Raw genomic sequence first — 23,591 nt, 5'->3', positions numbered from 1 at the left:
TCAAGTTTGTGGGAGGGACGTGTCGGCATGCTGGGACCTGCAATATCCGCACTGGCCGTGCTGTTGGGAGTCGTGCTCGGCGGGTGGCTGACGATCCGGAATCAAGAACGGCAATGGCACCGTGATCACCAGCGCGAGTGGCGAGATATCAGGCTGTCGACCTACAACGAGTTCGCATCGGCTTACCGGCAGTATGTCGCCTTCGCGCTCGAGCCGACCGCACTTATCTCGGCCGTTCCGCATCCTCAGGCACCCGATGAGCTGATGCCGTTTTTCGACGAAGCCGGGCGGCCGTACAAGGAGAGACTCGAGTCCGCGTGGGTCGCCTTACGGATCGTGTGCAGGTCGGAACAGACAGTTGCGACCGGACTGCAAATACTCACAGCCGCACGTCAAGTCGCGGCAGCACGCGCGAACTATGGTGCGAGCGAAATTCCACCGAAGCTGTTCCAGCAGTTGTGGACGGCGCAGGACGAGTTCATCGCCGCCACTCGCGTCGAACTAGGGGTCGAGGGCGTGCGCCCGATCAACGAGCTCGAGTGACGACCCGCACGCGGCGCGACCATCGGATCAGTCACGGTCGGTGTGGACGACGTGGACGGGGACGTCGTCGGCCCAGGGGCACCATGTCGGCGACTTTTACTTTGCCACGCTCGAATTCGCAGGTGGCGGCGTCGACCAGGCAGTAGCGTATTCCGGAGGGCAACGAAATCTTATACGGGCAGCAGTTTCCGGCGATCACGGATGCGACGAACGATACGAGCACACCGAAAATCATCCAATGTCCGTAGCGCGAAGACGTCTGACTTCAGCTGCGATGAGGAAGTGGGTCGAGTTCATGCCCGGCGTGTCCGGTGCCGAAAATAATTCTGACGCAGATGATTTCACTACTTAACAACCCAACTGTTAATATGTAAGGCATGGGGGAGACGTTGGTGAAGCGGGCGTACAAGTACCGTTTCTATCCGACCGAGCAGCAGGAGCGGGAGCTTGTGCGTACGTTCGGATGTGTCCGCTTCGTCTACAACAAGGCGCTGGAGGCCAGGACGACCGCGTGGTACACCGAGCAGCGGCGCATCAACTACAACGAAACCTCCGCGATGCTTACTGGGTGGAAGAAAACCGATGACCTGAAGTTCTTGGGTGAGGTGTCGTCGGTGCCGTTGCAGCAGACACTGCGGCACCTGCAGGGCGCGTTCGCCAGCTTCTTCGATAAGCGGGCGCGTTACCCGCGTTTCAAGTCGCGGAAGAAGTCTCGCTCGTCGGCGGAGTACACGCGGTCGGCGTTCACTTTCCGTGACGGGCAGCTCACCCTCGCGAAGATGGCCGATCCGCTGAATATTGTGTGGTCTCGGCCGTTGCCCGAAGGTGCGCAACCGTCCACGGTCACCGTGTCGTGTGACAGTGCGGGCCGCTGGTTCGTGTCGCTGCTCACCGAGACCGTGGTAGCTCACCACCCGCCGACCGAGAGCGTTGTTGGTGTGGATGCCGGGATCACTTCGCTGCTGGCGTTGTCGACCGGCGAGAAGATCACCAATCCCGGGCATCAGCGGCGAGTACAGGCGCGGCTGGTGAAAGCTCAACGCGCCCTGGCCCGCAAGACCAAGGGGTCGGTCAACCGGGAGAAGGCTCGCCGGAAGGTGGCGCGTATCCACGCCCGTATCACCGACCGCCGCAGGGATCATCTGCACAAACTGAGTACTCGGCTCGTTCGTGAGAACCAAACGATCGTGATCGAGGACCTGCACGTGGCCGGGATGTTGGGCAATCGCAGTCTGGCGCGTGCGATCTCCGATGCTTCGTGGTCGCAGTTGCGTTCCATGTTGGAGTACAAGGCCGCGTGGTACGGGCGTGAGGTGATCGCGGTGGACCGATGGTTCCCATCGAGCAAAATCTGCTCGGCGTGTGGGTCGGTGAACGACACGATGCCATTGCATGTGCGGGAATGGGTGTGCCGGTGCGGTGTGACCCATGATCGCGATATCAACGCTGCGAGGAATATTTTGGCCGCCGGGCTGGCGGTGTCTGCCTGTGGAGGCGGTGTAAGACCAACCCGGCAGTCGTCGGCGCGGCGGTCGCCGATGAAGCAGGAAACCCGACCTGTGAAGGTGGGAATCCCCCACCTCTAGTCGCGGGGAGAAAGCCAAGAAGACGTTCCATTCCATCGACATTCGCGAATCCATCGATCCCCTTGGTGGCCAACATGATCAGCCAGCCACCGAGAACATAAAGACAGACCTTGCCGACATAGAACAAATGCAGCGCGACCGGCGTCCCGAATCCCACCTCGGCCCAGTGCCGCGCCATCGGCCGGATCCGCTCACTGCGAGTGCCCTTGCTCCACTCCGCCATATCGACCACAGGCAGGTCGGGTTCGAGAAACCCCATAAAGCACTCTCCGATTCGCCGACACCGGAGCACCGAGCCGAGTCACGGACCCCGATGTGCTCCGATACGTTGACAGCTCGACCATTAGCTGTCAATCACCAGTGCCGATGAACGAGACCGCCGACACCGGCCGAGACACCGATGTAGCGACCCGGCTCCCGCATAGTCGGCAGTCCTCGGCGAAGCGAAAGGTCAGCCAGCTATGACTGCTGGCCCTGACGCCTGATGTACGCGTCCTTCAGCCCCGCACCCGTGCGGTCGGCCATCCGCCGCGCCTGCTGTCCCGGCTCTGACGCGATGGCCTGCCGAGCGGCACCCACAGTCCGACGTCCGGCATCGTGGCCCAACTCGCGCAGTTGTTTGACCTGCTCCGATTCGCGCAACTGTCGAATGCGATCGTTCTCGGCGAGCCGTGCGACTTCCTGTTCGGCCGTCCGCGTTACCGCTTGTGCCATGTGGAATCCAGTCTGCGCCCCCTGGATTCCGCGCTCGATGAGCGCACCATCCTTGGCGGCTTCCCATGACCGTCGGTACAGCCCAGCTCGCCACCAGCTGAGCTGGGCAACCCCGCTGCCAGCGGAACTGGTGGCATGCGCCACCGATACGCTTCTCGGTCGATCCGCGAACTTCTCTGTGTGGTCCGGTGTCGATCGGCGGGCGTGGCCTGCCGCATCGGATCCTGTATTGGGGGTAGTTCGGATGATGAATCGGGTGGGTATTGCGGCATTGGCGGCGGTGTCCGGGTCGATGTTGGCTTTCGGGGTGGCGGGGGCGCAGCAGCCGGATCTGTCGAACGGGTTTCGGTCGCCGTCCGGAAATATGACCTGTGTGGTTGCCGATAAGGGCGCGGTCTGCGAGATCGGCGACCATTCGTATGCGGCGCCGGGCAGGCCGAGCAACTGCTATCAGGCCTATGGCGACCGCATCGTGCTGTTCCAGGGCGATCCGTCGCGGTTCACCTGCCACGGTGACACGATCCGCGACAGCAGTCTGCCGATCCTGGACTACGGCCAGTCCTTCCGGTCCGGCGAGGTGTTCTGCGAGAGTCGGACATCCGGCATGAAGTGCGCGAATACCCGTACCGGCCACTGGTTCTCGCTCGCGCGGGAGGACTATCAGCTGGGCTGATCGGGTGGTGACGGGACCGGATTGCGCACCCGGTCCCGGTTCCTTATCCGGAGATGGTTCAGAGCTCCGTATCGCTAAGCCTCGCCCGGCAGCGCTGCGTCACTATCGGTGGCAGGGCCGGTGAATCGTGTCGCACTTGCGGGGCGGGAATTGATTGGGCGCAGATTCGCGATAGCGCGTGTAAGCACATCACCAACATGCTGGATATCGGATTCGGTGATGCCGGTGAACATCTCGTCGGCGGCATATCCGAAAGTCGGGACAAGCTGGGGAGTCAGCCGCTGCCCTGCCTCGGTGAACTCGACGACGATCGCCCGGCGGTCGGTGTCGCTGCGGCGACGGTGCACAAGCTGCTTGATTTCGAGTCGGTCGAGCAGCCTGGTCATGCCCGCGGTATCGGTTCCCAGCGCGGTCGCCAGGCGGTTGGGGCTCGTTTCGCCAGCGGCCAGGTTGACCAGCAGTGCTGCTTGCTGCGTTGTGACGTCGTATTGGGCCAGATGGCGATCCAGCAAAGTCGTCAGCTCGCGAGCGGAGTCGTGTAGCAGGGAAGCGGTCCGCAGAACGGTAAGAAGTTCCATGCCACCAATCTAATTGCTTAGACAGTAATTGTCGCAACAGTCATCTGCTGTCGGTGGTACATGTGCCTGGGGCCGGACAACTCCGATGGCTGACTCTGGCGCGCCGCGCCCGCACACCCGCGGCCGAGCGGTGAAACTGTCGATGGTCAGAACGCGAGACAGGGAGGCGCCATGCACTGGGATCAGATGTCCGCAACGCCCGATGACCTCCGCGAGCGGGTGATGCGGGGGCGTCGAAGTGCCGGTCAACTCGGGGTGCTCGGGTCGATCATCGATGTGGCGGAGGGGCCGTGGCTCGGTGCGATGGATACCGATGGCCGGGGTGCTGCGGAGTTGCGGATGCATCTCGCCGGGCGCTTCCGCCTCACCGCGGTAGTGACGAGTGCCGGAAAGTTCGACCTCGTGCAGCTGACGGGACCGAGCGCGGATCGGGTGCTGTCGTCGAAGCCGTCGGTGCGGCGCGGGTGGGACGCGGATCAGCGCATGCCCAAACAGCCGGAGTGGCTGGATTACGTGGTGGGCTGGGTGATGTATGCCAGCGCGGAGATCGACCACCGTGCGGTCGTCGAGTGGCGGCTGGCCGGCGCCGACCGGAAATTGGCGGCGATGAACGACACGGTGGACAACCTGCGCGCTGGCCTCCGGGAACGCGAACAGTTGCGGGACGAGCTGGCCGCCGAGGTCGCGGAGTTGCGCAACGAACTCGAATCCCTCGCCGGGAGTTCATGATCGTTCCCATCGGTGGCAGATGGTCACCCGTCCAGACATACTCGACGCTTGACATGACAACGTCGGTGAAAGGTGTCCGGGGATGACCATCGGCACGCTGACTGCACTGGTACTGCTGGCCGCTGGCCTGCTCTTCGTGGTGGCCCTCGGCCTCGGGGTGTGGAAATGGATAGCGATGGTCGGCGCACCCGATGGACGGGCGCACCCCTACGTCGATATCGCCCACCGCTCGGCCCTGCTCTATTCGTTCGCGACCGCGATGATCGCGATCTTCGTCGAACTATCCGGCTGGCCCACCGCGGTCAACGCGACTGCCGCAACCGTGCTGGTCCTGATGTTCGTCATCACGATCGCCAACTACATCAACCACGGCATCCGCCGCGACACCGACAACCAGATGCACAACCCGCCGCCCGCCATGCGCTGGGTGCTGGTCGCGCTGATCGTCGGCGAAATCGGTGGATTCTGTGTCCTGCTGACGGGATTCGCTGCCGCGCAATTCTTTTAGTCAGGCGACCCGATCCAACTCCGAGTGGAGTTATTCGAGCTGATCGAGGAAACGCTGATGGCGGTCGGTCATTTCGCGGATCGTCCGCCGGGCACCCCGTGGTGTCAAGGGGTGCCCGGCGCGTCGAATACCTTGTGCCGCAATCAATTGCGGCACACAACCTACTGTGCGGTCTGTCGCTTCGGCAGCTTCCAGCCCGGTCGCGGGAAGTGGCAGGTGTAGCCGTCCGGGTAGCGCAGCAGGTAGTCCTGGTGCTCGGGCTCGGCGTCCCAGAACGCACTCGCCGCGGTCACCTCGGTGACCACCTTGCCCGGCCACAGGCCCGAGTCATCGACATCGACGATGGTTTCCTGCGCGACGCGCTTCTGCTCGTCGTCGAGATAGAAGATCGCCGAACGGTAGCTGGAGCCGATGTCGTTGCCCTGGCGATCCTTCGTCGTCGGATCGTGGATCTGGAAGAAGAACTCCAGCAGCGCCCGGTAGTCGGTCTGCGCCGGGTCGTAGATGATCTCGACGGCCTCGGCATGGCCCGGGTGGTTGCGGTAGGTGGGGTGATCGTTCTGCCCGCCGGAGTAGCCGACGCGCGTCGAAATCACCCCCGGCTGCTTACGAATCAAGTCCTGCATGCCCCAGAAGCATCCGCCGGCCAGAATCGCCTTTCGCGTGTCGTTCACGCGTCCTCCTTACTGAACAAGGTCTTGTACCGACCGTAGCCTTCCGCCTCGAGGTCATCGAGGTGGATGAACCGCAGGGCCGCCGAGTTGATGCAATACCGCAGGCCGCCAGCCGCGCGCGGTCCGTCGGTGAACACATGCCCGAGATGGCTGTCACCGTGTGTGGATCGCACCTCGGTGCGGATCATCAGATGACTGAGATCCCGCTTCTCGACGACGTTCTCGCTATCGATCGGTTTGGTGAAACTCGGCCATCCCGAACCGCTGTCGAATTTGTCGACCGAGGCGAACAGCGGTTCACCGGAGACCACGTCCACGTAGATACCCGGCTCGTGATTGTCCCAGTACTCGCCCGTGAACGCCCGCTCGGTCCCGTTCTGCTGGGTGACGTGGTACTGCTCGGGCGACAGCGCGTCCACCGCGGCGGGGTTCCGGTTGTATTCCTGTGCCACCTGACCTCCTCATATCGGCCCCACGTACAACCCGCGGTCCGATCCGGAAAGTCCCCGCCGGGCAGCGCGTCACCGTGAGGAAACGCGTTGATTACCTGCCCGGAGCAGCCGCGGCGGTGAACACCGAACGCCGGTACTTCGTCACGAAGACAAAATACATCGCGTACAACGTGCCGACCTGCGCAGAAACTGCTCATGGTCTCCATATAACATGTAGTATCGAACATATGAGCGAAGGGGCGGCTGCCGTGCGGTACACCTACCGGCTGCGGCTGTCCGCTACCGCGCGGCGTGCGTTGCTGGCCGAGTGGGATCGGTGCCGGTGGGTGTGGAACCAATGCGTCGCCGAATCTCGGCAAGCCAACGTCGATGGCGAGAAGATCGGCCCGGCTGCCCTCGACAAGAAACTGACCGGATGGCGCAGCGAGCATGATTGGCTCTCGGTCGGGGCGTCGGTGCCGCAACAGCAGATCATCCGTGACTTCGGCCGTTCCCGCGCGAAGGCGTTGAAGGACATCAAAGACCGTGTGCCGCAAGGGCGTCGTGCTGGGATGCCACGCTTCAAGAAGAAAGAACTCGCCAACCCGACTCTGAACTACACACTGCGTGGATTCCGGTTGAAGGATGGCCGCCTGCATCTGGCGGGTGGGGTGGCAGCAGGGGTGGTGTGGTCGCGAGAGTTGCCAACGGCGCCGTCGAGTGTCCGGGTCTTCTGCGACAGCATCGGTCACTGGTATGCCTCGTTCGTGGTCGCAGTCATCGAACAGACGCTCCCAGCGACGGGCCGGGGGATCGGGATCGACTGGGGTGTTAAGGAGATCGCGACGACCACCAGCGACGCCCACGACCTGCCACACCCCGATCATGGGAAGAAGGCGGCGGCGAAACTGGCCCGCTATCAGCGGATGATGGCCCGCCGCAAACCGCAACGCGGACAGCCGCGTTCCACCAGCTATCGGTCTGTGAAACAACGGGCCGCGAAGCTGCACAAGAAGGTCGCCAGGCAGCGGCAGGATACCGCCCGCAAATGGGCCAAAGCGGTCGTGACCGATTTCGACCAACTAGCGGTCGAGGACTTCAAACCGAGGTTCCTGGCCAAATCCACGATGGCACGCAAGGCAGCCGACGCCGCTATCGGCGCGACGAAGACGGCGCTGATCGAGATGGGCCGCAAGCACGGCCGGGAGGTACGGCTTGTACATCCCGCGTACTCGACGATGGATTGCAGGATGTGTGGTGTCAGAGCCAAACACCGCCTTCTGCTGTCCGAACGCACCTACCGGTGCGAGGACTGTGGACACGCGTCCCCCAGGGACAAGAACTCCGCACATGTGATGTTGAACAGGGCTGGTTTCGCCCCTGCTGGTGTTGATTGCGCAAGACCCGAGCGCTCGCCGAGCGATCAGGCAGCATGAGCCAGGAATCCCACCCTTCACTTCAGGGGGAGGAGGTATCAAGACCCGGGTCGGTGCGGCAGCGGCCCGTGCACGTCGTACACGATGTCGGCTCCGGCGGTTTCCAGCGTGTGTGTTGTCATACCGGTATCGACGTCGCTGCCGTCGAAAATTCATCGGTTCGTGCGGAAGGCATCGCGGAGCCAGGGGGCCCGGCGGTGATGCGGGCGGAACCGGTCGGCCCAGCGGGGGTTCGATTCGTCGCGGCGGTAGGCAGCCAGCTGGCCCGCCATCGTGAAGTGCAGGTGGGTGGCCTTGCCGATCACCTCGCCGTCGGTGGCCAGCGCCTCCGGCTTGGGCAATTGCACATACAGTTCGGGTAGGCGGCGCTCGCCGTAGACCTTACTGTGGCCGATCGCGGCCAGCAGCAGAGCCACCAATGCGCGGGTGCGCGACCAGCGCAGATCGGCGCGCAGCCAGCGGACGTCGAGCAGTCCGGCGTCGAGCCGGTCGCGGAAGGCGGGTACGGCGCCGTGCGGGTGGTAGGGGCCGTTGCCGATGAAGAGGAACCACACTCGCTGCCAGCGATCGTCGAGATAGATCTCGATTGGTTCGGCCCGGCGCAGGGTGACCACCAGCGCGGCCGCGAAGGCGGGCCACTTGCCCCAGCGCGCTTGCCACTGCTCGCGCAGCCGCACCAGGTCCGGATAGGCGCCGATGCTGGCGGTATTGATCAAATGCCTGGTGTGCGAACCGGTTTCGTCACCGTATTCGACGCGCGCGATATCGACCGCGACCGCCTCGCCGATACCGGTCGCATCGATGACCTCGCGCAAATCGTAGACGCCGAGATCACGCGCGAAATGGTTGAGCGTGCCGGTGGGGATGACGGCCAGCGGCAACTCGTGCCGCAGCGCCACCGCGGCTGCGGCCGCCACGGTGCCGTCGCCACCGGCGATGCCCAATGCCAGCACCGGCTCGGCGTTTTCGGCGAGTGCCCGCTCGAGTTGTTCGGCGGCATCCAGGTCGGGTTCGGTGCGCAGGACGGTGGCGGCGGGCAGGGCCGCGATGATATCGGCGGTGGGATCGTAGTTCGGATCGCCGGAAACCGGATTCACCAGCACCAGAAGACCCTTGCCCGCCTCCAATGCGGGCGCCTCACGGACCAGTCTGGCCTGTGCCTCGTCCGATTCACGCACCGGCCACCAGCGTCGGGTGGCCAATGCGATACCGGAACCTACAGCCGCCCCGACGAGCACATCGGAGCCCCAGTGCACGCCGGTGTGCACCCGCGAGTAGGCGACGGTGGCCGCCAGCGGGGCGACGACCAATGCGGTGCGCGGACTTTCGAGTGCGACCGCCGTGGCGAATGCCGCCGCGCAGGCGCTGTGCCCGGAGGGGAAGGAGGAGGACTTCGGGGTCGGCGACAGCCGCCGGTATGCGGGCAAGAGTTCGGCGGCCGGTCGGCGCCGCGCAATGAGCGTCTTGAGTCCGAGGTTGACGGCCAGGCTCGCGCCTCCGACGGAAACGACCCCACGCAGCGCGGCCCGCCGCGGTGTGCCCTGGCGGGTGGCGAGCAGTGCCGCGCAGACCAGCCACAGCGCGCTGAAATCGGCGCTCTTGGTGACCCGCAGCAGGCCGTTGTCGACCATGGAGGCCGGTAATTCGGCGACCGCGCTGCCGACCGCCCGATCGAATCGCCCGACTCTGTGGAACTTTCGCCGCACCCAGCTACTCACCCGCTCGACATTACCGATTGCGGTGGACGGCGTGTTGCCGCCGTCGTCAGCGCGGTGGATCTTGCTCGCCAACGATTTCGCTGCCAGGGGAGCACGATCGGAGCATAGGGTTCACCTATGACGAGCAACCCGTTCTTCGAGCCAAGTGCGCTGCCGTATGAGCTTCCTCCGTTCGCCGAGATCGGTACGGAGCACTATTTGCCCGCGTTCGAGCGAGGGATGGCGGAGCAATTGGCAGAGGTTGCCGCCATCACGTCGAGCGGCGAGGAGCCGAGTTTCGCGAATACCATTGCGGCGTTGGAGCGTTCGGGAGCGATGCTGACTCGGGTCGCGAAGGTGTTCTTCAATATCACGAGCTCCGATTCCAGCGAGACCACCGATGCGATCGAAGCCGAAGTATCGCCGAAGCTGGCTGTGCATCGGGACGCGATTTATTTGGATCCCCAGCTATTCGCGCGAGTCGAGGCGCTCTACGGTCGCCGGGAGGAATTGGGATCGGATCCCGAGCAAGCGCGGCTGTTGGAGCGATATCACATTCGGTTCGTGCGGGCGGGGGCCCGGCTGGACGCGGCCGGGCAGGCGCGGTTGCGTGAGTTGAATGCCGAACTCGCAGCGGCGGCAACGGAATTCGGGCAGAACATTTTGGCGGCGACCAATGATGCGACCGTGGTCGTCGAGTCGGCGGCGGAATTGGCGGGGCTGGGGCACGCCGCCGTGGCAGCTGCCGCGGAGAACGCTCGCGAGTTGGGGCGCGAGGGCGCATGGGCGCTTCGGCTGCAGAACGTTTCGAACCAGCCTGTGCTGGCGGAACTGGCCGACCGAGACGTGCGGCAGCGCGTGATGGCGGCTTCACTGGGGCGCGGGTTGGGTGACAACGGCGTGCTCGCCGTGCGTATCGCAGCATTGCGAGCCGAACGTGCCGCGCTGCTCGGCTATTCGGATCATGCTGCGTATGTGGTCGAGGATCAGACCGCGAAAACCCCTGCGGCGGTGGAGGAAATGCTGGGGCGTTTGGTTGCGCCCGCGGTGGCCGATGCGGAGCGTGAGGCGGCCGAGTTGGCACAGGCCATGGGTGGGCAGGAGCTGCGCTCGTGGGATTGGCAGTTCTGGTCGGAAAGGGTTCGGGCCGAACGGTTTTCGCTGGATACGGAGGCGTTGCGTCCCTACTTCGAACTCGAGCGGGTGCTGCGCGACGGCGTGTTCTTCGCCGCCGAGCAGGTGTACGGGATCACCTTCCAGGAGCGCAAGGATCTGGTCGGATACCACCCGGAGGTGCGGATCTTCGAAGTCTTCGATGCGGACGGCAATGCGCTCGGACTGTTCCTCGGTGACTTCTTCGCGCGACCGTCGAAGCGCGGCGGGGCGTGGATGAACGCATTGGTCAGCCAGTCACGGCTTTTGGGGAAGCGGCCGGTGGTGGTGAACAACCTCAATATCGTGAAGCCGTCCGTCGGCGAACCCGCCCTGCTCACCTGGGACAATGTGCGCACGCTCTTCCACGAGTTCGGGCACGCACTGCACGGGCTGTTCTCGGATGTGATGTACCCCTTCTTCTCCGGCACCGAAGTACCGCGAGATTTCGTCGAATTCCCGTCCCAGGTGAACGAGATGTGGATGTCGCGACCGGAGGTACTGGCCAACTACGCAAGGCATTTCGAGACCGGAGAGCCGATGCCCACCGAACTGGTCGAGCGGATGGCCGAGGCCGCACGTTTCGGTACGGGCTTCAAAACCGTCGAATATCTCGGCGCGACACTGCTGGACTGGGCGTGGCATCGCGTGCCAGCACCCGAGGCGCTGGCCGACACCGATGCGGAGGCGTTCGAGGAGGAAGCGTTGCGCAAGGCGGGTCTGGCCATCGACGCGATTCCGCCGCGCTACCGGACCGGCTACTTCGCCCACATCTTCTCCGGCGGCTACGCGGCGGGCTACTACTCCTACATCTGGAGCGAGGTGCTGGACGCGGATACCGTCGAGTGGTTCGACGAGGGCGACGCCTCCATCCGGGAAAAGGGTGCGGCCTTCCGCCGCGAACTGCTCTCGCGCGGTGGTTCGGTCGACCCGCTCGAGGCCTTCGAATCCTTCCGCGGCCGCGCCCCGGAAATCGAACCGCTCCTGGTCCGGCGCGGTCTGCTGAACTGATCCATAGCGCTGGAACCGGCTGTGGCGCAGCCGGTTCCAGCACAGGTTATCCGAACAGACCGCCGAGCACGCCGCCGCTTTGTCCGGCTTCCTGACCACCACCGGTGCCACCGATGAAACCGCCCGGCGGCAGTTCCGACGGCTGCACGATGACGAAGCCGCGCCCGGAGAACGACAGCGTAAGACCTTCCCCGGTGCTGCGGCCGATGAGGCGGCCGAGGCCGAAGGAGTCGTTGCGCTTGATGCCGGTGGACAGGCTCGACGACCAGGCCACCGCGGCCTGTGGGTCGGCGTAGGTGGGCTGGTCGACATTGAGGACGACGGGCGAGCCGTGGGTGGTGATGGCGATGCGACCGCGCCCGGTGAACACGCAGTTGAAGAAGCCCGCGTTACTGGCGAAACCGGCTGCGCCCTGGACCCTTTGGATGTTGTAGGACAGCGAGGTATCGAAGGCCAGCACATTCGAGCCGTTGATGGTGAGCCCATCGGTGCCGTCGAGATCGACGGTGTGCACATCGGCGGCAGCATCGGCGAGGAAAAGATCGCCGCGACCGGACACCTGCATCAGCGGCACCCCCTCGCCGGTGAGCCGCTGCTGGATCGCACGGCCGATACCGCCCGAACCGAGCGCCTTGAAGTGCAGATCGCCCTGGTAGGCGACCATCGAGCCGGCCCGCGCCATGGTCTCGCCATTGACGGCGACCTTGATCATCTTGCCGCCCTGCTTCTGGATGCCCATGCCGTTGACCTCGGCGTGGCTCGGATTGAACAGTTCGCTCTGCATCGGCAGCGCTCCTTGCTGGGGTGCAATCGGTGGGGGCGGCGGTACGGCGCCGGACGAGGGATAGGCGGGCGGAACGGGTGCCTGCGGCTGGGCGGGGTACTGAGGCGCCGGAGCCTGCGGCTGGGCCGGGTATTGCGGCGCGGCAGCAGCAGGCGGCACCGGAGGCTGCGGCTGGGCCGGGTGCTGATATGGGGCGGATGCGGGCGCCGCTTCGGGTTCGTCGTCGATATTCACACCGAACGCCGTCGCGATTCCGGCCAGCCCGTTGTCATAGCCCTGCCCGACCGCGCGCACCTTCCACGCACCGCCGCGCCGGTAGATCTCCACGCACACCACGGCGGTCTCGGTGCTCAGCCCGGTCATCGGGAAGGTCAGCGTTCCGGCATCGGATCCGATCGTCGCGGTGAGCGAACTCGCGCCCGCGAAGGTCGGCGGTCCGCTGCCGTCGAGGCTGGCGGTGACCACCACCTTGTCGACATCGGCGGGCAGTGCGGAGGTCTGTACATCGACCATATCGCCGGCGCCGCGGCCGTGCCGATAGGTGACACCGGGCCCGGCAGGCTGATTGAAAAAGACGAAGTCGGCATCGGAGCGGACCCGCCCGTCGGCGCCGAGTAGCAGCGCCGACACATCGACCGGCGCTGCGCAGGTGACGGTCACGATCATCCGGTCGCCGGGCGCGGGGCGGTTTTCCCCGCGTGCGAGTGCGGTCACGGCGGACCGCCCCGGTCGATATGTCCGAGTGGCATGCGATTCACGGGATCAAGTGTGTCGTGAGTCCCGTCCGATTGCCACCACCCGTGATAGATCCGGCCACGGCGGCCTGCGCAGCACCGCTAGCGTGGCGATGACCGCGGCCAGCAGACCGATCAATTCACCCATCAGCGCGATCCGGGTCGCATCGACCGCGGGCGTCCAGCTGACTTCGCCGTTGTGGACCACGAAGGCACCCACCGGACGAGCGGTGCGCAGCAGCCCGCCCGTCCTGGTGACGGTGATGATCGTGGTGCCGTCGGCAGTTTCGTACGGCTGCCCGTAGGCGAGCGAATCCTCCACTGTCCGTAGTGAATTCAATTGATTTCGAAGCATTGATTCCTCCCCTCGATGCGGCACCGGCGGTGGCGCGGTCCCCTTGGAGTATCGGCGGCACCACCAAATGTGGCAAGGGTGCCCTGCGGTGAGGTGTGGTACGAAGTTGCGGGATTTGGCGGTGAGAGGCGAGTGGGTTGTCGGCGAGGCTTTTGCGGTGGTTGGTGCTGGTAGCGGCCGGGGCGGCGCTGATCACCGTGCCCGGGGCGCAGGTCGATCCGGCATACCGGTTCTATCACCAGCGGCTGCACTGGCATGCCTGCGGTATCGAGGATTTGGACAAGGCCGGGGCCGAATGCGCGGATGTGCTGGTGCCGCTCGACTATCTACGGCCCTACGATCGCAAGCTGAAGATCGCGATATCCCGGGTCCGGGCCACCGATCCGGATCAGCGCCATGGTGTCCTGCTGGCCAATCCCGGTGGTCCCGGCGCATCGGGTCTGGACACCGTGGATCTGCTCGGTGACGTGCTCACCCCACAGGTGCGGGCCCGGTTCGATCTGATCGGTATGGACCCGCGTGGTGTCGGTGACTCCGGGCGCACGCCGCGGTGCGGATGGCCGGTCGGCGAAATGATCCATTCCGCGGGTCTGGATTCGCAGGGTTTCGCGCGAGAAACCACGCTGTCGGCGGCTATGGCCGAGGGGTGTCTCGCCGATGATCCGGTGAAGGTGCGCCAGCTCACCACCCGCAACACCGCTCGCGATATGGATGTCATCCGAGTGGCGCTGGGTGAGCCGAAGCTCAGCTATTACGGCGTTTCCTACGGCACCTACCTCGGTGCGGTATTCACCCAGATGTTTCCGGAACGCAGCGACCGGATGGTGTTCGACAGCGCCATCGATCCGGATCGGTATTGGACGGGTCTCGTCCAGGATTGGGGGCCGTCGGACGAGCAGGCGATCGACGAATGGTCGAATTGGGCTGCGGAACAGGATGATACGTATCACTTCGGTTCGACCCCGGCCGAAGTGCGTGCATCGCTGACCGAGCTGCTCGCCGCAGCGGCACGGCAACCGATCGTGATCGACGACTTCCCGATCGACGATCACTGGCTGCCATTTCTATTGCACAACATGGTGACCGATTTCCGGCGCAACCAAGCGCTGGCCGAAACGTTGCGTGAGATCGCCGACGCTGTGGGCGGCCCACCCGTGGCGGCGCGGGCACCACGCCTGCAAATCGTCTTACAGGCCTTGCGATCCGAGGAGAACTCCGTCCTGGCCCAGATCGCCTGCGGTGATGCCGCCGCACCGACAGATCCGGCGTGGTACGCGAGCAATATCGAAGCCAGCCGTGCCACGCAGCCGATATTCGGCCCGCTGGCCAACAATATCCAGCCGTGCGCATTCTGGCCCCGGCCTGTCGAACCCGCGACCACCGTGCGGAATTCGGTTCCCGCCCTCATCCTGCAGGCGACCGGTGACGCTCGAACCCCCTATAACCACGGTGTCCGACTACATCAGCACCTGTCCGAATCCCGCATGGTCACATTGCAGGACGTCCGTATCCACATGACCTTCCGCCCCGACCTGAGCGCCTGCGTCAACAAGGCGATCAACACCTACTACGCCGACGGCGCCCTGCCCGCCGCCGACGTCACCTGCCATGCGGACCAGTAGGAATCAACCGGGCACGACGGCCAACGAGTGGTACCGCGACGCCGCATTCCACAGAATGAAGCTGTTCGTCCCCGCGGCCGCCGCGGCATCGATCTGCGCCTTGACTTCGGCATCACCGTAGTTCACCCCGAGGCTGAAATCCTGTAGCCACGGAATGACTTTCGCACCGGTACCGTCGGTCTGTTTGAAGAAGTCGGCCAGCGATCGGAAAATAATGTCGTACGGCTGGGCATTGGGGTTCGCGACACCGTATTCACCGGCATTCCAATGCGACGGGTAGAGCATCGGAGCCACATAGTCGACATTCCGAGCGATCGCCGGAATGTCCTGTGCGATCTCATCCGGGCGCGTCGCCGCGATGCCGAACACGGCGGCGCCGAGATTCGCGCCTTTGTCGCGTACCGGATCCCGGCTCTCGTGCAGGAACTCGGCGACGGATGCACTGGGCGTGACGGTCAGCCCCGGAAACTGCATCTGCGACAGCGCACCGTCCGGCCGCCGGACATAGTCGTACATTATTCCGTCGAAGCCGAGTTCGGCCGCCTCGGTCGCGAGATCGATGTTGTACTTGCGGACTTCGGGATTTGCGAAGTTGGTGAAAGCGATGGCACCGTACTTGCTGGCATACGGCTGACCGGAGGGATTCTGGATGACCCAATCCGGATGTCCTGCGTGCCATGCCCATTCGGCCATGGTCGGATCGCGAAACGCCACGATCCGCCCGACCACCCGCAGATTCATCTCGTGTAATTGTCGCAGTGCGGCGCGCACATCGTAGATATTGGTGGCCGCACCCGCCTGCCGTGCCAGCGGTACCTGCGAGTCGTAGCCGATAACCCCGTCCTCATCCTTGATATCGAGCTGAACGGTGTCGATGCGCCCCGCACGGGCCATATCCAGAATGGGCTCGCGTAAACCCTCGTAGGCCCATCCGTACGCCGTGATATGCACGGCCTTGACCCGGGGCATATCGACCGAGGTCGTAATCGCCTGCGTCGCCTTGTTTCCCGCCACATCGACCGCGGTCACCGCACCGCCGACCGGTGCGCGCGGCAGGGTGATCTCGAAGGTGCCGTCTGCGGCCGGTGTGACCGACTGGGTGCCGACGGAGACCTGCACCGCACCGGATTCCTTGCCGCGCAACGTGATCGGCTGACGATACGATCCGGCCCTACCCGGTTGGATCACCTCGAGTTTCGGCGCCTCGGTATCCACGGTGAAGGTCGCGGTAACCCCCGGACCGGCGCTGAACAGGCCGAGTATGCCCCCGCGTGGAAACTCGGCGGTGAACTTGTGGTCACCATCGGTGAGCGGTCCGGGCCGGTACACCACCGAATCGCCTTCGACCGTGCCGTTCACCGCCTTGCCGTCGAGTTCGAGCCGCATATCGTTCGCGTCGTGGCCGTGGGCGTCCACACGCAATACCAGACCGGCCAGCGTGCCCGCACCGACGACTCCGTCCGGTAATCCGGTCAGCGCCAAACCCGCGGGCTCGGACCGATTGGCGCCGATGATCACGGATGCGATGAGGATTGATAAAACTCCGATTACCGCTATTGCCGCGAGCCGCCATCGCCCGGTGATCGGGACCAATTTGTCCAACGCGCACACCAACTTTCATCCGTCGCTATCGCCTAACTATCTACCTCGGACAGCTCCATCGGGCGTGGTTATGCCGATTCGCAACCGAGATTCCGTGCGACCGCGTACCGTTCGATCGGTGGTGCGGTGCTCGGCTATCGGAACTCGGGTTGTCCTGTCGGCCTTGATATTCGCAACGGCCACCGCATGTGGCGCAGCGCCTGCTCCGGTACCGGCGGCCATCGAAAAGGTTCCGGTGGCCACACCGACGCCCGATCCGGTTGCGGTGGGAGCCAACGAACTCGGACTCGTCCCCATCCTGATGTACCACCAGGTGACACCGACTCCGGTCGGCGAATACGACCAGACTCCGGAGAAGTTCCGCGCCGAACTCGAGCGGTTGTACCGCGAGAACTATCGACCGGTGACCGTCGCCGATTACATCTCCGGCCATATCGACATCCCGGCGGGCACCCACCCGGTGGTGCTCACCTTCGACGACTCCACCATCACCCAACTTCGGTTCACCGAGGACGCGAAGGTGGCCCCGGACACCGCGATCGGGATTCTCGAGGAGTTCGGCGCGCGCAATCCGGACTTCCGGCCCACCGCGACGTTCTACGTCAATAACGAGCCGTTCGCCGGTGACGCGCGCGCACTGCCGTGGCTGGCCGCCCACGGATACGAAATCGGCGCGCACACCGCGAGCCACGCCAATCTAGGTCGCCTGGACAGCACCGGAGTGCAGCGCGAGTTGGTCGAGAACCTGCGCGCGATCACAACCGCTGCGCCCGGCAATCGTGTGCGCACGATGGCCTTGCCGCTCGGCATTTTCCCGGCCGATCGCGCACTCGCCACCGCGGGAAGTTGGGACGGCACGCACTACGCGTTCGAGGCCGTGCTGCTGGTCGGCGCCGCACCCGCACCCTCTCCATTCGGCCAGATCGATCCCGCTGGGGTGCCACGCATCCGGTCAGGGAAGGCCGAAGTCGACTTCGCTTCCGCCTACTGGCTCGACCGCCTCGACCAGCATCCGGACCAGCGATACACCTCCGACGGCGACCCGAACAAGATCTCGGCCCCCGGACCTCTTGCCGACGAACTGAATCCGCGCTGGCGCGACCGTTTCAACGCCTATTGAAATACATGTAGATCCGAGTGTGCCAAGGGTTTGCGGGACCGGTCCCGGAGCACAGTGGTTGACTCACGGCCACTGATTGCCGACGAGACCGGGGAGCCCGCATGTCACACGATCCGGCCGCGAGCTTTCCGGCCGCGGGTGCGTTCGAAGATCTGTTGCCGTGGTTGGTGCGTCGTGAGCGACGTGCCGATCGAATGTTGCCGATAGTCGGGCTATCCGGCGCCGCCGCCGAGGTCGTCGCCACCTTGACGACGTTCGGCAGTGCGCTCGCCGATGCCGTGCATGTGACGGCCGATGCCGCGGATCCGGCCGAACTCCCGGCCGGTAGCTCGCTCGCCGAGGACACCACACCGGGCCTGACGGAGCTGCGGCGTTTGCTGTACACACTCTGCCGGGGGCTGTCGGCGGATCGCTTCGGGCGGATGCGGCCACTGACGTTCCGGCACTACCGGCTCGTCGAATGGCTGATGGCCAAGAAGCTGACCTCCGACAATGAGCTGCGCGAACTGGAAACCCTGCTGCGCAAGGACTTCGGACGTTGGGGGGAGGAACTACTCGCGCCTGTGGAGTCCATGGTGGGTCCGTTGCAGCGGCTGCTGCTCGGTTTGGTGCGGTTGGTGTTGCCGAAAGCGGTATTCCGTGCCCGCACGGGTGGCCGGATTCCTGGAGTCGGCCGTGAGTTCCGCTGGCTCATGAACCAGCGCTATCTGGCGCCCGAACAGTCCAGCCAATTCGTCGGATTCGCACATCGCCTCACCGAAAACGCGCGCCGACAGGAGAACTGGCAACAACTCGACAAGCTACTGCTGCATGCCTTCCTGGAGGACCTGCGGGTCGCCTACGGTCGCCGAATGTGGCGCATCCGCGCCGCCCGGCGGACAACCTACCCGGTTGTCGTATTGCAGCACGGTGGCACCGAAGTCGGCCGTCGACTGCTGGGGCTGGTCGACGAAATCCGTAACGAAACCGGCATCGACGACCCGCTGCTGCTGGTGTCCGACGTGCGCCCGGTGCCCGACGGCGTCGTGGTCCGGTCGCCGCACCGGGCGATGCGGGCATACCGGAAATGGGAAGAAGAGCTGCCGATCGCTCGGCAGCGGCAGCGACCGCGCGCATGGTTCCTGGTTTTCGCCGTACCCGCGAGCGCCGAACATGACGGCAATGCCGATGGCTTCCAGCGGATCCCGGTACCGCGTCCGCCGTGGTGGGCGAGGCGTGCTCTGCCGGTTTGCGCCGTCGTCATCTTGTCGATCGCCGCGACCGGCGCGGCGGTCTGGCAGCCGTGGCGGCCCCCCGCTCAGGCGTGTGGCTCCGGCGCACCGAGCAAGTGGGTGCAGGTGGCGAAGGGTAGTGGAGCCGAGTGCCTCGGATTCAGCGCCTTCGACCCCGATGATCTCGAAAGTGGTGGTCGCGGTTACCTTTTCGCCAAGAATGAGCCCAATGCACAACGGTTGGTGGAGGTACAGAAGCGCCTGTACCGGCAGAATCGCATCGCGGAGCGGCTGGCCGCCCAGCAACCGACTCGGCCGTTCTTCACCCTGGTCTATGTCGGTCAGCTCACCGGGTTGCCGACCGATTACCCCGCGCAGAGTGAGGATCTCGAAGGGCTGGCGCTGGCCCAATACCACGCCATCAAGTCTGTGGGACCGATCGAACCGGTCACCTCCGACACCGTTCCGCTCGTCCGCTTCGTCCTGGCCAATAGCGGTCCGCTCACCGCGCAGAGCAAGCGGACTGTCGAGATGCTCGCCCCACTGGTCCGTTCCGAGCCGACCATCGTCGGGGTGATCGGATTCGATCAGAGCCGGACCGCCACCGTCGGCATCGTCAACGCGTTGACGGGATTGGGTTTACCGATGGTCGCGCCCAGCTTGTCGGCGGATGAGATGGTGCGTTCATCGCCTTTGTATTTTCAGATTTCTGCTTCGAACCAGATGGTCGCCGATATGGTCCGGCAATACGTGCGGTCGGTACCCAGCCTCGCGGGGCGCGGTCTGCGGATCTACCACCGACCCGACAGTTCCGATCTCTACACCGAGAATATGGCCGCGGATCTGCATGTCCTCGGTGCGGACGGACATCCCGTCTGGGATGGGTCCTGGGATCGCCAGGATGCCTTTACCCGGACCGATGGTGTGGACGCCTGCGACGAGGTGATGTTCTTCGCCGGTCGGGATTGGGAATTTCCGGACTTTCTGCAGAGCCTGAACAAGTCCTGTGGTGACAAACGGGTCGTGCTGATCGCCGACGATTCCGCGAACCGATTCATGGCCAGCGCCGAGCGCCGGAAGGCGGCCAACAGTGCTCGGCCGCTGATCTACGTTGCCAAGTCCGGCCTCGTGACCTGCGCTAACAAAGGCCAGGGCATCCGCAGCCGCGTCGAGTTCTACAATTTGGCCGTCGCCAAGGACCCTGACATTCCGAGTTGGGACGCTTGTGCCGAGTCCGGCGAACCCGCGGGCGAGCGCCGTCAACTGCATCCGCTGGGTGAACAGGTCATCCTGGGATACGACGCGGTCGGTCTGTTCGCGCGGGCGGTGCAGTCGCTGATTCCCGCGGTCGCAGGCATTTGGACAGAACAGATTCCGATCAGTGCGGCTGCCGTGTGGGCTGCGCTGCGTGACCTGCCGAAGCAGCCGGTGATCGAGTCGAGCAGCGGCGTACTCGACTTCTCGGTCAGCCTCGGCGCGCGGTCCGGCCGGGTGACCGTCGACAAGTGGGTCGGTCTGCTCAGCGTCGACCAGATCTGGGATCCGTCGAATCACGCCGAGCCGATCATGATTTTCGGCTGCGGCCGAGCCGTAGCCAGCGATCCGGTGCAGTGCCGCCCGGATCCGCTCGGCCGCTGAGGCATTGGATGTCGGGATGATCCGACCAGGCCGTTTCGTCCTGAGCGGCCGTATGTATATTAGCGAGCGCAACTAGTTACGGGTGATCGGCGTGTGGGGGCAGATCGCCTGTGGCGCAGTGTGCCAACTGCTCGACCGGCTCGACTCAGGTTTCGAGACACTTCCACCACGGATAGCCGATCAGAACTAGGGCTCAAATTATGACGAATTCGACCACCCAGGCCCCGGCAAAGACGCCGGACCTGGATGTCGGTGAGGGTACGTCACTGTCGCACCGGCAGATCCTGACCATCCTGTCGGGACTGCTGCTCGGCATGTTCCTCGCCGCGCTGGATCAGAACATCGTGAGCGTCGCGATCGTGCGGATCGCCAACAGCCTGGACGGATTCGACGAACAGGCCTGGGCGACCACGGCATATCTGATCACCGCGACGATCACCACCCCGCTGTACGGCAAACTGGCCGACATCTACGGTCGAAAGCCGTTCTACCTCACCGCGATCGGACTGTTCGTCATCGGTTCGGTGGCCTGCACCTTCGCCACCTCGATGTACGAACTCGCCGGATTCCGCGCCTTCCAGGGGCTGGGTGCGGGTGGGTTGATGTCGTTGGCGTTCACCATCATCGGCGATATCGTGCCCGCCCGGGAGCGGGTGCGCTACCAGGGCTATTTCATGATGGTCTTCGGTACGGCGACCGTGCTCGGGCCGGTGCTCGGCGGTTTCTTCTCGAACTACGACCAGCTCTGGGGTCTCGAGGGTTGGCGCTGGGTGTTCCTGGTCAACGTGCCGATCGGCGTGCTCGCGCTCGGCGTGGTCGCCAAGGTGCTCAATACTCCACATCAGCGCCAGGATCACCGCATCGACTGGTTCGGCGCGGTCGCGTTGACGACCTGCGTGGTGCCGCTGCTGATCGTCGCCGAACAGGGCCGGGATTGGGGCTGGAGTTCGCAGCGGTCGCTGATCTGCTACGGGATCGGTGCGGGCGGGCTGCTGCTGTTCGTGCTCGTCGAATTCCTGATGAAGGACGCGGCGCTGATTCCCCTGCGGCTGTTCAAGAATTCGACCTTCAGCGTGACCATCGCGGGCGGGTTCATTGTCGGTATCGCGATGTTCGGCGCGATCGTCATGGTGCCGCAGTACTTCCAAGTGGTGCGCGGATATTCGCCGACCAAATCGGGTCTGCTGATGCTCCCGCTGGTGCTCGGGATCATGTTCGGCTCGCAGCTGGCCGGATTGACCACCAAATTGACCGGGCGCTACAAGATCCTGCCGGTGATCGGGACATTCATCATCGCGGTCGGCGCGGCGCTCTACGGCCGAGTGCATTACGACAGTCCGCTATGGCAGCCGCTGGTCTACGGCGGCGTCATCGGATTCGGGCTCGGTTGCTGCATGCAGACCCTGATCATCGCGGCGCAGAATGCCGGTCCGCGTTCGGATATGGGTGTTTCGACCGCTTCGGCGACCTTCTTCCGGCAGATGGGCGGCACCCTCGGTGTCGCGGTATTCCTGACCATCCTGTTCAACCTGTTGCCGCACCGGATCATCGACGCATTCGGTGGTGCGCTGCCCCCCGGCTTCGATGCCGCGCAGTTGAGCACCATGCAGAGCAATACCAGTGGAATCGCGGCGCTGCCCGACGAGCTGAGAGTGCCCATTCTGATCGGATTCACCGATGCGATGCACGGCGTCTTCTATGCCGCGGCGGGGGTGGCGCTGCTGGCGTGCCTGGTGCTGATGTTCATGAAAGAGATTCCGCTGCAGGACAACCCGGCGCCCACTGTGGAGCAGGTGCCTTCTGAGGCCGAGGACAGTTGGGCTGAGGCACAGGTTTGGGAGGGTGCCGCCGAGGTGCTCTCCGAACCCGAACCGGTGCTGGCGGGCGCGGTCAGCCGAGTCTCGGTGGAGCACGAAAGCAATGGTGTCTATGTGGCCGCCGTTGTGCCGCAGTCGCATTCGAGCCTCGAATACGAAGGTTCATCGATCGGCGGCCGGATCGGACGCGAGGACGGCAGACCGGTGCCCGGCACCGTGCTGACCCTGATCGACCAACGGGGACACCAGGTTTCGCGCGCGACCGGGGATGCCGACGGCGGCTATCGGATCGAGGCTCCGACCGCGGGTAACTACGTCTTGATCGCATCGGCGACCGGACATCGGCCGGAGGCGGTCAGCGTGGCCATCGGGCAGCGCGCACAGCTGCTCGACCTGACCCTCACCGGCTCCGGCGAATTGTCCGGTGTGGTCCGTTCGGCCGGTCGCGGTACCCCGCTGCCGGGGGCCACCGTGACACTGACCGATATCCACGGTGACGTGGTCGGCGCGGCGATCACCGCGGGCGACGGCGCGTATGTCTGCCATGGCGTCGTCTCGGGCACCTACACCTTGGTGGCAGTCGCCGAACATATGCGCCCCAGCGCCACCACCCTCACCATCCCCGACAGCGGTCTCCTGCGTCACGACATCGATATGGCATCGATGGCAGTGCTGGCCGGATCCGCCTGGGCCGACGGCGACCGAGCCGTCTCGGACATCCAGATCACCGTCCTGGACGCATCCGGCGACCTCACCGCCACCGCCCGCACCGACGCCAACGGCCGCTACCTGGTAACCGACCTCCCCGAAGGCCACTACACCGTAATAGCCCGCGGCTACCCACCCGTCACCACCCGGGTAACAGTCTCCGGCGGCGAAGTAACCCACGACGTCCGCCTCGGCTACGAGCCCGCCGAAGCCCCCGACCCGCGCTGACACCAGCTCAGAATTTCGCGCCAACCGTGGACGGCCTCGA

General features: G+C 64.7%; 19 protein-coding genes and 1 pseudogene. 11 read left to right on the top strand and 9 right to left on the bottom strand.

The window, feature by feature from the left end; all coding sequences use genetic code 11:
• The first annotated feature begins 27 nt into the window (after positions 1 to 27).
• Together NP3_RS04780 and NP3_RS04775 are read left to right on the top strand one after the other, a co-directional pair.
• The gene (locus NP3_RS04780) at positions 28 to 543 is read left to right on the top strand and encodes a hypothetical protein (RefSeq protein WP_063038097.1); all 516 of its coding nucleotides are present in this window, start codon (positions 28 to 30) and stop codon (positions 541 to 543) included.
• 377 nt (positions 544 to 920) lie between these two features.
• Positions 921 to 2,129 carry an RNA-guided endonuclease InsQ/TnpB family protein gene (locus NP3_RS04775; RefSeq protein WP_063038095.1) on the top strand — a complete coding sequence of 403 codons (1,209 nt, stop codon included), beginning with the start codon at positions 921 to 923 and terminating at the stop codon, positions 2,127 to 2,129.
• Positions 2,130 to 2,166: 37 nt separating this feature from the next.
• Here the strand turns inward: NP3_RS04775 and NP3_RS46450 are convergent.
• Together NP3_RS46450 and NP3_RS47630 are read right to left on the bottom strand one after the other, a co-directional pair.
• Positions 2,167 to 2,388: pseudogene (locus tag NP3_RS46450) on the bottom strand (DUF3556 domain-containing protein); the annotation flags it as partial.
• A 200-nt stretch (positions 2,389 to 2,588) separates the two neighbouring features.
• Positions 2,589 to 2,987, bottom strand: a complete 399-nt coding sequence (locus tag NP3_RS47630; protein ID WP_157124093.1) for a hypothetical protein — start codon at positions 2,985 to 2,987, stop codon at positions 2,589 to 2,591.
• A 100-nt stretch (positions 2,988 to 3,087) separates the two neighbouring features.
• On the opposite strand from NP3_RS47630, the gene NP3_RS04765 reads away from it, so the two are divergent.
• Positions 3,088 to 3,516 (top strand): DUF6636 domain-containing protein, encoded by a 429-nt coding sequence (locus NP3_RS04765; protein ID WP_063038091.1) that lies wholly within the window; start codon positions 3,088 to 3,090, stop codon positions 3,514 to 3,516.
• A gap of 74 nt (positions 3,517 to 3,590) precedes the next feature.
• Here the strand turns inward: NP3_RS04765 and NP3_RS04760 are convergent, their stop codons facing one another.
• Entirely contained in the window at positions 3,591 to 4,094 is a 504-nt protein-coding gene (locus NP3_RS04760; protein WP_063038089.1) for a MarR family winged helix-turn-helix transcriptional regulator, read from the bottom strand.
• A gap of 171 nt (positions 4,095 to 4,265) precedes the next feature.
• Here NP3_RS04760 and NP3_RS04755 point away from each other — a divergent pair, with 171 nt between their 5' ends.
• Together NP3_RS04755 and NP3_RS04750 are read left to right on the top strand one after the other, a co-directional pair.
• Entirely contained in the window at positions 4,266 to 4,823 is a 558-nt protein-coding gene (locus NP3_RS04755) for a hypothetical protein (protein WP_063038087.1), read from the top strand.
• Between the two features lie 82 nt (positions 4,824 to 4,905).
• Positions 4,906 to 5,331 (top strand): hypothetical protein, encoded by a 426-nt coding sequence (locus NP3_RS04750; protein WP_063038085.1) that lies wholly within the window; start codon positions 4,906 to 4,908, stop codon positions 5,329 to 5,331.
• A gap of 161 nt (positions 5,332 to 5,492) precedes the next feature.
• On the opposite strand, the gene msrA is transcribed toward NP3_RS04750, so the two are convergent.
• The gene (gene msrA, locus NP3_RS04745; protein ID WP_157124110.1) at positions 5,493 to 5,957 is read right to left on the bottom strand and encodes a peptide-methionine (S)-S-oxide reductase MsrA; all 465 of its coding nucleotides are present in this window, start codon (positions 5,955 to 5,957) and stop codon (positions 5,493 to 5,495) included.
• Between the two features lie 44 nt (positions 5,958 to 6,001).
• Positions 6,002 to 6,457: a peptide-methionine (R)-S-oxide reductase MsrB gene (gene msrB, locus NP3_RS04740; protein ID WP_063038081.1), complete on the bottom strand. Its 456-nt coding sequence runs from the start codon at positions 6,455 to 6,457 to the stop codon at positions 6,002 to 6,004.
• Positions 6,458 to 6,684: 227 nt separating this feature from the next.
• Between msrB and NP3_RS04735 the strand changes: the two genes are divergently transcribed.
• Positions 6,685 to 7,872, top strand: a complete 1,188-nt coding sequence (locus tag NP3_RS04735) for an RNA-guided endonuclease InsQ/TnpB family protein (RefSeq protein WP_063038079.1) — start codon at positions 6,685 to 6,687, stop codon at positions 7,870 to 7,872.
• 152 nt (positions 7,873 to 8,024) lie between these two features.
• On the opposite strand, the gene NP3_RS04730 is transcribed toward NP3_RS04735, so the two are convergent.
• Positions 8,025 to 9,590, bottom strand: a complete 1,566-nt coding sequence (locus NP3_RS04730; RefSeq protein WP_245720814.1) for a bifunctional phosphatase PAP2/diacylglycerol kinase family protein — start codon at positions 9,588 to 9,590, stop codon at positions 8,025 to 8,027.
• A 117-nt stretch (positions 9,591 to 9,707) separates the two neighbouring features.
• Here NP3_RS04730 and NP3_RS04725 point away from each other — a divergent pair, with 117 nt between their 5' ends.
• Positions 9,708 to 11,732 (top strand): M3 family metallopeptidase, encoded by a 2,025-nt coding sequence (locus NP3_RS04725; protein ID WP_063038077.1) that lies wholly within the window; start codon positions 9,708 to 9,710, stop codon positions 11,730 to 11,732.
• Between the two features lie 46 nt (positions 11,733 to 11,778).
• Here the strand turns inward: NP3_RS04725 and NP3_RS04720 are convergent, their stop codons facing one another.
• Both NP3_RS04720 and NP3_RS04715 read right to left on the bottom strand, forming a co-directional pair.
• On the bottom strand, positions 11,779 to 13,182 hold the full coding sequence (locus NP3_RS04720; protein WP_063038262.1) for an AIM24 family protein: 1,404 nt from the start codon (positions 13,180 to 13,182) through the stop codon (positions 11,779 to 11,781).
• Positions 13,183 to 13,278: 96 nt separating this feature from the next.
• Positions 13,279 to 13,605 carry a hypothetical protein gene (locus tag NP3_RS04715; protein WP_063038075.1) on the bottom strand — a complete coding sequence of 109 codons (327 nt, stop codon included), beginning with the start codon at positions 13,603 to 13,605 and terminating at the stop codon, positions 13,279 to 13,281.
• 137 nt (positions 13,606 to 13,742) lie between these two features.
• Here NP3_RS04715 and NP3_RS04710 point away from each other — a divergent pair, with 137 nt between their 5' ends.
• Positions 13,743 to 15,227 (top strand): alpha/beta fold hydrolase, encoded by a 1,485-nt coding sequence (locus tag NP3_RS04710; RefSeq protein WP_063038073.1) that lies wholly within the window; start codon positions 13,743 to 13,745, stop codon positions 15,225 to 15,227.
• A 3-nt stretch (positions 15,228 to 15,230) separates the two neighbouring features.
• Here NP3_RS04710 and NP3_RS04705 read toward each other — a convergent pair whose 3' ends face one another.
• On the bottom strand, positions 15,231 to 16,829 hold the full coding sequence (locus NP3_RS04705; protein ID WP_063824669.1) for a putative glycoside hydrolase: 1,599 nt from the start codon (positions 16,827 to 16,829) through the stop codon (positions 15,231 to 15,233).
• Between the two features lie 235 nt (positions 16,830 to 17,064).
• Between NP3_RS04705 and NP3_RS04700 the strand changes: the two genes are divergently transcribed.
• From NP3_RS04700 to NP3_RS04690, 3 genes are all read left to right on the top strand, one after another.
• Positions 17,065 to 17,949: a polysaccharide deacetylase family protein gene (locus NP3_RS04700; RefSeq protein ID WP_245720812.1), complete on the top strand. Its 885-nt coding sequence runs from the start codon at positions 17,065 to 17,067 to the stop codon at positions 17,947 to 17,949.
• A gap of 101 nt (positions 17,950 to 18,050) precedes the next feature.
• Positions 18,051 to 20,798: a hypothetical protein gene (locus NP3_RS04695; protein WP_063038069.1), complete on the top strand. Its 2,748-nt coding sequence runs from the start codon at positions 18,051 to 18,053 to the stop codon at positions 20,796 to 20,798.
• 200 nt (positions 20,799 to 20,998) lie between these two features.
• A complete protein-coding gene (locus NP3_RS04690) occupies positions 20,999 to 23,551 on the top strand; it encodes an MFS transporter (protein ID WP_063038067.1) in 2,553 nt (850 codons plus the stop codon).
• The last annotated feature ends 40 nt before the right edge of the window (positions 23,552 to 23,591 follow it).

The organism is Nocardia pseudovaccinii NBRC 100343, assembly GCF_001613225.1.
Classification (GTDB): Bacteria; Actinomycetota; Actinomycetes; order Mycobacteriales; family Mycobacteriaceae; genus Nocardia; species Nocardia pseudovaccinii.
The sequence above is the reverse complement of the archived record's forward strand: the minus strand, read 5'-3'. Positions and strand labels throughout refer to the sequence as shown.